Below are 11,806 nucleotides of genomic sequence, written 5' to 3'. Positions count from 1 at the left end.
AACTCGTGTTCATTTCTAGGGACTACCCGGTAGCTATATACCGTACCGGGAGGGCCGGCCCTATACGTTCTCGTTAACGATCCATTAAGCATGATCGCATGGCGCCGGGTGAGAGCGCTGTGCCATGGCGAGAAGTTCCCACGCGTAACACAATATGGAATATATTTGAGGTAGCGCATATGGCGTGCCACCCGCCAGACGTGCTTAACGCATAGCTCTCCCAGACCGGGACAGGCCATGTGGCCAGCGCATTAACGATCGGGTAGAGCACCACCTCGATGGCGGCGACGAGGCGTCTGGGATCGTCCGCCGCGATGCCGATCCGCCGGCCGGCGGCGTCGACCACCGGCCAGTCCGCCAGCGCCAACATCACGTAGAGCGACTCCCTGAGCTTCGCGGCGGCCTCCGCGCCCCACAGGCGGATGATCTTCTTCGCCAGGCGCTGCTCGAAGCCGTGCTCGTCGAGCCAGACCACGACGTCGCCCTCGGCGAGTTTTTCCCGCCACGCCAGCGCCAGCCTCTCGGCGCGGTCCGCGCCCAGGACCTCGGTCAGGCGTGCGATGTCGCCGTTGCCGAGCAGCGCGTAGAGCTCGTCGCCGAAAGCCTTCCAGAGCTTCGCTGCGGTCGCGTAGCCGACGCCCTCGAACGCCGGATCCTCTGCGAGGTGGCGCACGATGATCTCGCCCGATCTGGGATGACGGCCGATCTGCTCAAGCATGACGCCTCGATCCGACTTGCGAAACAGCGTACCACCGTGCTCGCTCCGGCAAGGGGCAGCCCGCGCTGTGCTTCGGCTCCGAATATTGCCCCCTTTCGGCGTCCAACCTTGACCCCAGCTACACGATCTTTTCAGACACGACCTCAGCCAGTTAGGTGCTGCGGAATGGGGTCAAGGTTGGGCGCCGATCGGGAGTCAAACGAGGCGCTGATTTTACAGACAGCCGCCCAAGTGCCAAATGAAGCCGAAAGCAAGGATCAGTTCTTCAAGGAGCTGGCGGAGCTTTCCGAGCGCATGATTGCAGTGCACGGAAAGGAATTTTCGATGGGTGAATTAGTGCTTGCCGCGAGGTTCATCGCTGACAATAGACCGTTCGAGCGAAACGCGGCGACAACGCAGTAATGTGTCTCTTCCCGAAGACGAAATCTGAGTGGAGATCAGCAAAGCGCGTTGTGTCCGAACGTCTTGACGTCGAATGAAACCGCTTTTTCAGTAGCGGTTATGACGCGGTCTTGCGGGGTCTCAGAAGCTGACAGCATGCCACCGCGGCCACATTGTCATCGTGGCGGTACACCGTATAAGTTCGAGCAGGGAGGCGGCTTTCCGTGGAGACGGGGGCTGAGATGATCATGCTCGAAGGACACGATCCCTACCTTGTCGCGCTGTCGGTAGCGACCGCGATCCTGGGAGGTTACACCGGCTTCGGTCTCGCCGCTCGCATCCGCGGCACGCCGGAGGCTGGGCATCGCTTGCTGCTCGCAGGTGCAGCATGCTTTCTCGCCGTCGGCATCTGGACCATGCATTTCGTCGGCATGCTGGCGGCGCCGCTGCCGACGGGCACGGTTTATCTGGCCTTGCCGACGATCGTCTCCTTCCTGATCTGCGCGCTGGTGGTCGGTGTCTCCTTGTTCTTCGTCAGCATCGGCGAGCCGTCGATCCTGCGCGTGGTGTCCTCGGCCGTGCTGCTCGGGCTCGGCATCTTCACCATGCACTATGTCGGCATGCACGGACTGTCCGGCGAATTCGCGATGACCCATGCCCCGGGGATGGTGGTGCTCTCATTGGTGATCGCGATCGCCGCCGCCTATGGCGGGCTGCGGGCGTTCCTGGCGCGGCATGGCGGCGTGCAGTTGATGTTGAGCGCTGTGGCGTTCGGCATCGCCGTCTCGGGCATGCATTACACCGCAATGGCGGGGGTGCAGATCGTTCCGCCCGGGGCGGAGGCCCATCACCATATGGAGGGGCTGGCCGCATCGCCGCAGATCCTGTCGCTGGTGGTTGCGCTGCTCTGCTTCGTGCTCGCCGCCGGTTTCCTGCTCTCGCTGGTGCCTGATCTCCGCAAGAAGGAGCCGGCGACTGCCAAGACAGCCGTCCCGGACGGGGAGATTGTCGATATCCCCCTCGCCGAGGCCGCCATGGCCCCGGCCAGCCCGAAGTTGCGGCCGACCCCGCTCGGGGGCTTGGGCCAGCCGCTGCGGGCGGCGCCGGCCGCCAAGCTTCCTGTCGAAGGTGCCGATGGCACCCATTTCATCGAAGCCGCCGATGTCCGCAGCGTCCGCGCCGACGCCCACTATACCAGGATCCACGACGGGGTGCGGGAGCGCATGTGCCCGTGGTCGATCTCGGAGGCAGAGGCGCTGCTCGACCCCGGCCTGTTCGTCCGGGTGCACCGCAGCCACATCGTGGCGATCCCGCATGTCAGCGTGGTTCGCAAGGAGGGTGACGGGGCGGTTATCGAGCTGGACGGCCCATCGCCGCACCGGGTCCCGGTCAGCCGCGCCAAGATCGCCGAGGTGAAGGCCCGACTCGGGCTCGCGCGCCGTACGGCCTGAGCGGTCCAGACCCGTTAGGGCGCGATCACTGACGCATTTCGTGCGCTCAAAGCCGCAGCTCGTGCGAATTTCCAGCTTCTGTGCCGCTGTTATTGCGGGAGAATCTGTCCCGGCACAGCCTCCCTCCAACGTCCGATCGCCCCGTCAGGGCTCCGCAGGACGAGATGGAGGAGACGATGATCCCTGGTCCATTCAGTTACCACCGGCCGGCCACCGTGGCCGATGCGGTGAAACTGCTCTCGACGCTCGGCGATGAGGCTCGTCCGCTGGCCGGCGGCCACAGCCTGGTTCCGATGATGAAGCTCCGCCTGGCCACACCGGAGCATCTGGTCGATCTGCATGGCGTGGCCGGACTGAAGGGCATTCGGCGCGACGGCGGCAAGGTCGTCATCGGGGCCATGACCACCCAGCACGAGCTGCTCGCCTCCGACGAGGTCGCCAAATTCATCCCGATCCTGCACGAAACCGCGCTGCTGATTGCCGATCCCCAGGTGCGTTACCGTGGCACGATCGGCGGCAACATCGCCAACGGCGATCCCGGCAACGACATGCCGGCGCTGATGATGACGCTGGGCGCGACCTATCACATCGAAGGGCCGCAGGGCGGTCGTGAGGTCGCTGCCGCTGACTTCTATCAGGGTGCCTATTTCACGGCGATCGAGCCAGGTGAGCTCTTGGCCTCGATATCGATCCCGATTCCCCCGGCTGGTCACGGTTACGCCTACGAGAAGCTGAAGCGGAAGGTCGGGGATTACGCGACCGCCGCCGCTGCTGTGGTGCTCACGATTTCGGGCGGCAAGGTCGCGAGCTGCACGATCGGGCTCACCAATCTCTCGGAAACGCCGCTGTTGGCCGACGCGGCCGCCAAGGCGGTGATCGGCACCAGTCTTGATGCAGCCGCGCTCAAGACGGCAGCGGCGGCCGCGGAAGCGATCATGGCGCCGGCCGCGGACGCGCGCGGCCCGGTCGAATACCGCAAGCACGTCGGCGGCATCATGGTGACGCGTGCGTTGCAGCGCGCCGCGGCCAGGGCGGTCTAAGGAGGATCAAATGGCAAAGACGCATATCACGATGCGGGTGAATGGTGCCGAGGTCGAAGGCCTCGTCGAGCCACGCACCCTGCTGGTGCACTTCATCCGCGAGAACCTGCAGATGATCGGCACCCATATCGGCTGTGAGACTACGCATTGCGGCGCCTGCACGGTCGATATCGACGGCATGTCGGTGAAGTCCTGCACCATGTTCGCGGTCCAGGCCAACGGCTCCGACATCACCACGATCGAGGGCATGGCAAATACCGACGGTTCGCTCTCGGCGCTGCAGGAAGGTTTTCGCATGATGCACGGTCTGCAATGCGGCTTCTGCACCCCGGGCATGATCATGCGCGCGCAGCGGCTCCTGAAGGAAAATCCGTCGCCGACCGAGCAGGAGATCCGGATGGGCATCTCCGGCAACATCTGCCGCTGCACCGGCTACCAGAACATCGTCAGAGCCATTCAATACGCCGCCGCCAAGATCAACGGCGTGGAATTCCGGGAGGCCGCAGAATGAACGATATGACTCCCACGCGGGAACAACGCACCGCCGCCCTCGAAGGCATGGGCTGCAAGCGCAAGCGGGTCGAAGACATCCGCTTCACGCAGGGCAAGGGCAATTACGTCGACGACGTGAAGCTGCCCGGCATGCTGCATGGTGACTTCGTGCGCTCGCCGCATCCGCATGCGCGGGTCAAGTCGATCGATGATTCCGAGGCCTTGAAGGTGCCGGGCGTGCTCGCGGTCATCACCGCCGAGACGCTGAAGACGGTGAATCTCGCCTGGATGCCGACATTGGCGGGCGACGTGCAGATGGTGCTGGCCGACGGCAAGGTGCTGTTCCAGAACCAGGAGGTAGCCTTTGTCGTCGCGACGGACCGCTATGCCGCCGATGACGGCATCAACAAGGTCAAGGTCGAGTACGAACCGCTGCCGCCGCTGGTCGATCCGTTCAAGTCGATGGACCCGGATGCGCCGGTGCTGCGCGAAGACCTCGCCGGCAAGACCAGCGGTGCCCATGGCCCGCGCAAGCACCACAATCATATCTTCGAGTGGACCGTCGGCGACAAGGAATTGACCGATGCCGCCTTCAACAAGGCCGAGGTGACGATCAAGGAGATGATCTCCTATCACCGCACCCATCCGTCGCCGCTCGAGACCTGCCAGTGCGTCTGCTCCTTCGACAAGATCAAGGGCGAGCTGACGATCTGGGGCACCTTCCAGGCACCGCATGTGATCCGCACCGTCGTGGCGCTGATCGCAAAGCTGCCGGAGCAGAAGATCCATGTGATCGCGCCCGACATCGGCGGTGGTTTCGGCAACAAGGTCGGCGCTTATCCCGGTTACATTTGTGCCGCCGTCGCCTCGATCGTCACCGGCAAGCCGGTGAAATGGGTCGAGGACCGCATCGAGAACCTGACCGCGACCTCGTTTGCGCGCGACTATCACATGACGACCGAGATCGCCGCGACCAAGGAGGGCAAGGTCACCGGCCTGCGCGTCCACGTGCTGGCCGATCACGGCGCCTTCGATGCCTGCGCCGATCCGTCGAAATGGCCGGCCGGCTTCTTCAATATCGTCACCGGATCCTACGACTTCCCGACTGCGCATCTTGCGGTCGACGGCGTCTACACCAACAAGGCGCCGGGCGGCGTTGCCTATCGCTGCTCGTTCCGCGTCACGGAGGCGGCTTACTGCATCGAGCGTGCGATGGACATCCTGGCGCAGAAACTCGGCATGGATCCGGCCGAATTGCGCTTGAAGAACTTCATCAAGCCGGAGCAGTTCCCGTACCACTCCGCGCTCGGTTGGGAATACGACTCCGGCGACTACGGCACCGCCATGCGGAAGGCGATGGAGACGGTGAAATACGCCGAGCTCCGCCAGGAACAGGCGCAGATGCGTGCCGCCTTCAAGCGGGGCGAGACCCGCGAGATCATGGGCATTGGCGTGTCGTTCTTCACCGAGATCGTCGGCGCCGGCCCGTCGAAGAATTGCGACATCCTGGGCATTGCGATGTTCGACTCCTGCGAAATCCGCATGCACCCGACCGGTGCGGGCATCGCGCGGATGGGCACCAAGAGCCAGGGCCAGGGCCACGAGACGACCTGGGCACAGATCATCGCCACCGAGATCGGCATCCCGGCCGACAACATCATGGTCGAAGAGGGCAACACCGACACCGCGCCGTATGGCCTTGGCACCTACGGCTCGCGCTCGACGCCGGTCGCAGGCGCCGCGATTGCAATGGCCGCGCGAAAGATCAGGGCCAAGGCGCAGATGATCGCGGCCTACAAGCTCGAGGTCCACGAGGACGATCTCGAATGGGACATCGACGGCTTCCGCGTCAAGGGCCTGCCCGAGAAGTTCATGTCGATGAAGGATATCTGTTGGGCCGCGTATAATTCGGTGCCGCCCGGCATGGAGCCGGGGCTGGAAGCGGTCAGCTACTACGATCCGCCCAACATGACCTATCCGTTCGGCGCCTATATCTGCGTGATGACCATCGACGTCGATACAGGTGTCTACAAGGTCAGGCGCTTCTACGCGCTCGATGACTGCGGCACCCGGATCAACCCGATGATCATCGAGGGCCAGGTGCATGGTGGCCTCACCGAGGCGTTCGCCATCGCGATGGGCCAGGAGATCCGCTACGACGCCGAAGGCAACGTTGTCACCGGCTCGTTCATGGATTTCTTCATGCCGACCGCGGTCGAGACCCCACATTGGGAAACGGATTTCACGGTCACCCCGTCGCCGCATCATCCGATTGGCGCCAAGGGGGTCGGCGAAAGCCCGAATGTCGGCGGCGTGCCGGCGTTTTCCAACGCGGTCAATGATGCGTTCTCGTTCCTGGGCTCGACCCACATCCAGATGCCGCATGATTTCTGGCGGAACTGGGCGGCGGCGAAGAGCCTCGGCGTGTTCGCTTCGGCATGAAGACCCGCGACGAGATCGCGCGCGCCCTCGGCGACGCCGGCTATGTCGCCGACGGCGAGCTCGCGGTTGCGATCGCGCTCATGCAGCAATTGCGGCGCCCGCTGCTGCTGGAAGGCGAGGCGGGCGTCGGCAAGACCGAGGTGGCCAAGGCGCTGGCCACCGTTCACGGCACCGAGCTGATCCGCCTGCAATGTTACGAAGGGCTCGACCAGTCGGCGGCGCTCTATGAGTGGAACTACCAACGGCAGCTGCTGTCGATCCAGGCGCACCGCGGCGCCGATGCGGATGCGGTCGAGGATCAGATCTTCTCGGAGAAGTATCTTCTGGAGCGGCCGTTGCTTGCAGCGATCCGCCGCGAACGATCGCCGGTGTTGCTGATCGACGAGGTCGATCGCGCGGACGACGAGTTCGAGGCATTTCTGCTCGAGCTGTTGTCCGACTTCCAGGTCACGATTCCCGAGCTCGGCACGATCAAGGCGACCGCGATCCCTCACGTCGTGCTGACCTCGAACGGCACGCGCGAACTGTCCGATGCGCTGCGCCGCCGCTGTCTCTATCACTACGTCGACTATCCCGATGTCGACCGCGAGGCGCGCATCATCACCGCGCGGGTCGGAGGCGTCAGCGCCTCGCTGGCGCTACAGATTGCACGCATGGTCGAAAGCGTCCGGAAGGAGGAGTTGCGCAAGGTGCCCGGCGTCGCCGAGACGCTGGATTGGGCCGCTGCACTGGTCGGGCTCGATGTGAAGGACCTGCACGACGCGCCCGAGACAGTGCACGAAACCCTGATGTGCCTGCTCAAGACGCAGGAGGACAAGGCGCGGGTCTCGCGCGAGGTCGCGCAACGTTTGTTGGGGAGGGTCGCATGAGCTGCTGCGGCGCATCGCCCGACATCAACGACGTTCGCGAGGTATCCCGCCTCGTCTCGCGCAAGCTCGCGGCCTTTCTGCGGACCTTGCGTGACAATGGCTTCGCCGTCGGGCTTGCCGAGGGGCAAGATGCCGCCGCCCTGATGGGGGCGGGTTACGCGGCGCGGCCGGGCCTGCTGCGCTCGGCGCTCAAACATCTGTTTTCGACCCGCAAGGCCGATTGGGACAAGTTCGACGGAATTTTTGATGCGTTCTGGCTCGGCAAGCGGGTGCGGTCGCGTTCAATCGCGACGGGCGCAGCCAAGCCTGCGAACAATCCCTCGCTGAAGAGCTTGCCGAACCAGTCCGCCGAGCCGCGAACCGGCGCCGAGACGGCGGTGGACCAGATTCCGTCGGTTGACGGGGCCGAGAATGAGCGCTCGGGCGAGGGGCGCATGGAAGGCGCGTCGCGCGCCGACAATCTCGCCGAGGTGGATTTTCGCAACCTGGCCGACCCGCAGCAGATTGAGCTGGCCCATCAGGCTGCCGCGCAACTGGCGCGCGCGATGCGCACGCGGTTGACGCGGCGCGACCTGGCGCGGCGCCGAGGCTATCGTTTTGATCTGCGTCGCACCATTCATCGCAACATCAGCCACGGCGGCGTGCCGATCAGTCTGGTCAAACGGCGGCGCAAGCCGAAGCCATTACGCCTGGTGATCCTGCTCGATGCCTCCGGCTCGATGAGCATGTACACCGGCGTTTTTCTCCGCTTCATCCACGGCGTGCTCGACGAATTCCGTGAGGCCGAGGCGTTCCTGTTTCATACAAGGTTGGCGCACGTTTCCGACGCGATGAAAGAGCGTGATGCCGGCCGCGCGCTGGACCGGCTTTCGATCATGGCGCAGGGAGCCGGTGGCGGCACCAGGATCGGCGAGTGCCTGCAGACTTTCAATCGCTGGCATGCCACACGCGTGATCCATTCGCGCACCTGCGTGATGATCGTGTCCGATGGCTACGAGACCGGCGATGCCGCGCTGCTCGGCCGCGAGATGGCCGCGCTCAGCCGCCGCTGCCGCCGCATCGTCTGGCTCAATCCGATGATGGGATGGCAAGGTTATGCGCCGGAGGCCCGCGGCATCAAGGCAGCACTGCCGCATGTCGATCTCTATGCGCCTGCCCATACGCTGGCGAGCCTGACCGTGCTCGAACCCTATCTTGCGAGGCTTTGAGATGGGCGTGCATGTCGAGGTGATGGATCTGGTCGCGCAGATGAAGGCTGCCGAGCAGGCGTTCGTGCTGGCGACCGTGGTGCGGACGGTATCGGTGACGGCGGCAAAAGCCGGCGCGAAAGCGATCATCCGTCCCGACGGCACCATCGTCGCGGGCTGGATCGGTGGCGGTTGCGCCAGGGGCGCGGTGCTGAAGGCCGCACGGGAGGCGCTGTCCGATGGCGAGCCCCGCATGGTCTCGGTGCAGCCGGAGAATTTGCTGGCGGAGCTCGGCGTCAGGCCCGGCGAGAGCAGGGACGGCGTACGCTTTGCCTCGAACATGTGCCCGAGCAAGGGCACCATGGATATCTTCGTCGAGCCGATGTTGCCACACCCCTCGCTGGTGATCCTCGGCGCAAGTCCTGTCGCGCTGTCGCTGGCTGCGCAGGCGCGCCAGCTCGGTTATCACGTCACGCTAGCCGCGCCTGCGTCCGATCTCGTCGCGACGCCCGACGCGAACGTCGTCATCGATGGCTTCGATCCGGGCCGTCTCAACGACGCCAGACGCTTCGTTGTGGTGTCGACCCAGGGCAAGGGCGACGAGGCTGCTTTGAAGCAGGCGGTCGCGATTGACGCGGCCTATCACGCGTTCGTCGGCAGCAAGCGCAAGATGTCCGCATTGCGCGACAAACTGACTGCCGCAGGTCTCGACATTGCCGCGATCGATCGTGTCAAGGCGCCCGCCGGGCTCGATCTCGGCGCCATCACGCCGGAAGAAATCGCCATGTCGATCCTCGCCGAGATCACCATCGAACGCCGCCGCGGCCAGCGTGCCGCCAATTCCATTGCAAGGAGCTGAGATCCAAGATGCAGATGAATGACATCCAGCGTATCCCGGCCCCCAAGGAGAAGGTGTGGGCTGCGCTCAACAACCCTGATGTTCTCAGGCAGTGCATTCCCGGCTGTCAGTCGCTCGAGATGTCGTCTCCCACCGAGATGACCGCCACTGTTGTGCTCAAGGTCGGGCCGGTGAAGGCGACCTTTGGCGGCAAGGTGACGCTGTCCGACCTCGATCCACCCAACAGCTACCGCATCTCCGGCGAAGGCTCCGGCGGCGTTACCGGCTTTGCAAAGGGCGGCGCGGTGGTGCGGCTGGAGCCAGAGAGCAGCGACGTTACCGTCCTGCACTACGATGTCGATGCGCAGATCGGTGGCAAGCTCGCACAGCTGGGGGCGCGCCTGATCGATTCGACTGCCAGGAAACTCGCCGGCGAGTTCTTTGAATCGTTCGCGGTGGTCGTTGCGGGACCCGCAGAGCCTCCTGAGCAGGCCAACGGTGGTGGAAAGGGTTGGCTGAAGCGACTAACCGGCGCGACCTAATATGACAGGAGCCCAGCGCTCAGACTAGCCACTGTACGTCTTCCGAAGAGAATGATGGTGCGCGTCGGAGAGCTTCTTCTTATTCGTAGAGAGCCGCCGGCAACTATGTCTGCGCTTCTTTCCGTGCGCTCCGCCCTATTTCGTCTTATGGACTTAGACCGCAAGGCGGCAATGGTGTTCCGAGCGGACGGCACTTTCTGCGGCGTGGTCTGCGAGGCGAGCCTCATCGCGGCGATCGCCAGACATCCTGAGGCGGTGTTCGAGCAGGCAGTTGGTGACACTGCCACCGATCGAGACGTAGTCTATTGCTCGGTTCACGACTCGTTGAGAAGTGCTCTTTGGCGCCTCAGCGAACAAGGTCAAAGCTTTCTGGTCGTGACGAGCCGCATGCGTCCGATAGACCTCGTCTTCCGAGATGAGCTTGCGGAGTGGTGGGCAGGACGGCGCGGTGGTTAGGATCGGAAGAGAACAAGAGCGCATACGAAGCAACCGAGCGGGAGAGCCGTTGCGTGGGGACGTTCGTGACTCGCAGCTTGGATGTCGATGGTTAGGTTTGATTGAGAAAGCGTGGCTGAGGGAGGCACTATGATTTCCCGGCTTTCGAAGCAGCTTTTATAGGCTGAAAATGCCTGTGATTGCGCAGCAATAAGGCCGCCAGATCGAATGACCGCTTATTGGGGGGATGCGATACGTGCGAGACCAAATCGACTGCGACGCCGATCATTGACCCTTTGAGAATCGTCATCGCTCCAACCGCTTTTATTGCGAGGCCCCCAAGGTCTCGGGCGCAAATTTTACCAGATATAAATCCGCTATTGCAAAATGCGGCGATATGCAGCGGCCAGCCGAGTGCGGGAAGCCGGAAGCATTCGTGAATAGCGCTTCAGGATGGAAGCCTGTATCGGGCAAGATACGGTCATCCAAACGTGCGGTGGCATTCCTGGCTGAGCGCAGTTGTGCTTTTGGTCGCAACTTGGCTCGCGATTGCGGCATTGTCGACGCGGGTCCGTCCGGACTCTGAGGTGCTCGCCGCGTCATTTCCGCCATGGTGGACCGCCCAAGAGACCTTCGCGGCTGCCGCTTCCGCCAACGCCACTGTCGTCAGAACAATGATGCTCCCGTCACTTCTTGTGGTGCGGCCAGCCGAGTACGACGGAATAACACGATTGCGTCAGGCCGGCGTCTGAACCGTAGTTGATCCGCAGGTGATTACCGGTTGCCTCTCGAACTAGGTTTCAATTTATGGGAGGGTTGGAAATGAGCAGCAGCGCCGACGAGCTCGCAAGGTTGCGTGAGACTGCCAGCAAGGCCTTGCTCGTGGTGCTCTGGCTCTATGTCCTTGTTGCGGCGGCCATTGGCCTGATCCGCGATATGGCTTGGCCCATGCCTACGAGCGTCATGCTTTCTTGATCGCCCTTGCCGTGACCCTTTCCTGGCGCAGCTCCGGGGAACGGACTCTCGACCCACCTGATCTTCGCAGTAGTTTTGATGGGTGACGTTGCCATATTTCGCTAGGGCCATAGCCGGCGTCATCTTGAGCATGGAATGCACGCGCACGAAATCCCGCCAATAAGCCGCCCTTTCGGCCCTGCTTTGCCGCAGCGGGGTCGAGCATGCCGCCGCGGCGATGCGGCGATTATGTCGCCTTCAAGACGCAATGCTGTTTCGTTTGTCGCAGCGGGAATATGAAGTTCGGAGCCGAAGCACTAAGACGGAATTCACCGCCGTGTTTGGAACGCATCGATTGCCTCGACTGCAGACGAAACATCTGAGGCAAAGGCCTACGCTGTTTTGTTGACGACGACTGCGAAAGATCACCGAGCTGATCAGGAGCGAGGACGGACTC

At 63.4% G+C, this 11,806-nt stretch carries 12 protein-coding genes; 11 read left to right on the top strand and 1 reads right to left on the bottom strand.

The window, feature by feature from the left end:
• Positions 1-73: 73 nt before the first annotated feature.
• The gene (locus P6U30_RS27490; RefSeq protein ID WP_407165984.1) at positions 74-718 is read right to left on the bottom strand and encodes a helix-hairpin-helix domain-containing protein; all 645 of its coding nucleotides are present in this window, start codon (positions 716-718) and stop codon (positions 74-76) included.
• 177 nt (positions 719-895) lie between these two features.
• On the opposite strand from P6U30_RS27490, the gene P6U30_RS27485 reads away from it, so the two are divergent.
• From P6U30_RS27485 to P6U30_RS27435, 11 genes are all read left to right on the top strand, one after another.
• A complete protein-coding gene (locus P6U30_RS27485; RefSeq protein WP_407165983.1) occupies positions 896-1,120 on the top strand; it encodes a hypothetical protein in 225 nt (74 codons plus the stop codon).
• 227 nt (positions 1,121-1,347) lie between these two features.
• Positions 1,348-2,550, top strand: a complete 1,203-nt coding sequence (locus P6U30_RS27480) for an MHYT domain-containing protein (RefSeq protein ID WP_407165982.1) — start codon at positions 1,348-1,350, stop codon at positions 2,548-2,550.
• Positions 2,551-2,726: 176 nt separating this feature from the next.
• A complete protein-coding gene (locus P6U30_RS27475; RefSeq protein WP_407165981.1) occupies positions 2,727-3,590 on the top strand; it encodes an FAD binding domain-containing protein in 864 nt (287 codons plus the stop codon).
• A 10-nt stretch (positions 3,591-3,600) separates the two neighbouring features.
• Positions 3,601-4,101 (top strand): (2Fe-2S)-binding protein, encoded by a 501-nt coding sequence (locus P6U30_RS27470; RefSeq protein ID WP_407165980.1) that lies wholly within the window; start codon positions 3,601-3,603, stop codon positions 4,099-4,101.
• Complete coding sequence (locus P6U30_RS27465; RefSeq protein WP_407165978.1) at positions 4,098-6,524, top strand: aerobic carbon-monoxide dehydrogenase large subunit; 2,427 nt, start codon at positions 4,098-4,100, stop codon at positions 6,522-6,524. Before P6U30_RS27470 ends, P6U30_RS27465 begins: the two co-directional genes overlap by 4 nt.
• On the top strand, positions 6,521-7,393 hold the full coding sequence (locus P6U30_RS27460; RefSeq protein ID WP_407165977.1) for an AAA family ATPase: 873 nt from the start codon (positions 6,521-6,523) through the stop codon (positions 7,391-7,393). The genes P6U30_RS27465 and P6U30_RS27460 overlap by 4 nt, the downstream gene beginning before the upstream one ends.
• On the top strand, positions 7,390-8,601 hold the full coding sequence (locus P6U30_RS27455) for a vWA domain-containing protein (protein WP_407165976.1): 1,212 nt from the start codon (positions 7,390-7,392) through the stop codon (positions 8,599-8,601). Before P6U30_RS27460 ends, P6U30_RS27455 begins: the two co-directional genes overlap by 4 nt.
• A gap of 1 nt (position 8,602) precedes the next feature.
• Positions 8,603-9,439, top strand: a complete 837-nt coding sequence (locus P6U30_RS27450; protein WP_407165975.1) for an XdhC family protein — start codon at positions 8,603-8,605, stop codon at positions 9,437-9,439.
• A gap of 8 nt (positions 9,440-9,447) precedes the next feature.
• Positions 9,448-9,960, top strand: coding sequence for an SRPBCC family protein (locus tag P6U30_RS27445; RefSeq protein WP_407165974.1), 513 nt, complete (start codon positions 9,448-9,450; stop codon positions 9,958-9,960).
• Between the two features lie 54 nt (positions 9,961-10,014).
• Entirely contained in the window at positions 10,015-10,416 is a 402-nt protein-coding gene (locus P6U30_RS27440; protein ID WP_407165973.1) for a hypothetical protein, read from the top strand.
• An 801-nt stretch (positions 10,417-11,217) separates the two neighbouring features.
• Positions 11,218-11,370, top strand: a complete 153-nt coding sequence (locus P6U30_RS27435) for a hypothetical protein (protein WP_407165972.1) — start codon at positions 11,218-11,220, stop codon at positions 11,368-11,370.
• Positions 11,371-11,806 lie beyond the last annotated feature (436 nt).

The sequence above is a fragment of the Bradyrhizobium sp. ORS 111 genome (assembly GCF_045571485.1).
GTDB lineage: Bacteria > Pseudomonadota > Alphaproteobacteria > Rhizobiales > Xanthobacteraceae > Bradyrhizobium.
Note: the sequence above shows the minus strand (reverse complement) of the source record. Positions and strands in the feature narration are given on the sequence as shown.

Coding starts and splice junctions, on each gene's coding strand:
- P6U30_RS27465 (WP_407165978.1), top strand. CDS start 4,098: ATGAACGATATGACTCCCACGCGGGAACAACGCACCGCCGCCCTCGAA.
- P6U30_RS27475 (WP_407165981.1), top strand. CDS start 2,727: ATGATCCCTGGTCCATTCAGTTACCACCGGCCGGCCACCGTGGCCGAT.
- P6U30_RS27455 (WP_407165976.1), top strand. CDS start 7,390: ATGAGCTGCTGCGGCGCATCGCCCGACATCAACGACGTTCGCGAGGTA.
- P6U30_RS27450 (WP_407165975.1), top strand. CDS start 8,603: ATGGGCGTGCATGTCGAGGTGATGGATCTGGTCGCGCAGATGAAGGCT.
- P6U30_RS27440 (WP_407165973.1), top strand. CDS start 10,015: ATGGTGCGCGTCGGAGAGCTTCTTCTTATTCGTAGAGAGCCGCCGGCA.
- P6U30_RS27480 (WP_407165982.1), top strand. CDS start 1,348: ATGCTCGAAGGACACGATCCCTACCTTGTCGCGCTGTCGGTAGCGACC.
- P6U30_RS27490 (WP_407165984.1), bottom strand. CDS start 718: ATGCTTGAGCAGATCGGCCGTCATCCCAGATCGGGCGAGATCATCGTG.
- P6U30_RS27445 (WP_407165974.1), top strand. CDS start 9,448: ATGCAGATGAATGACATCCAGCGTATCCCGGCCCCCAAGGAGAAGGTG.
- P6U30_RS27460 (WP_407165977.1), top strand. CDS start 6,521: ATGAAGACCCGCGACGAGATCGCGCGCGCCCTCGGCGACGCCGGCTAT.
- P6U30_RS27470 (WP_407165980.1), top strand. CDS start 3,601: ATGGCAAAGACGCATATCACGATGCGGGTGAATGGTGCCGAGGTCGAA.
- P6U30_RS27435 (WP_407165972.1), top strand. CDS start 11,218: ATGAGCAGCAGCGCCGACGAGCTCGCAAGGTTGCGTGAGACTGCCAGC.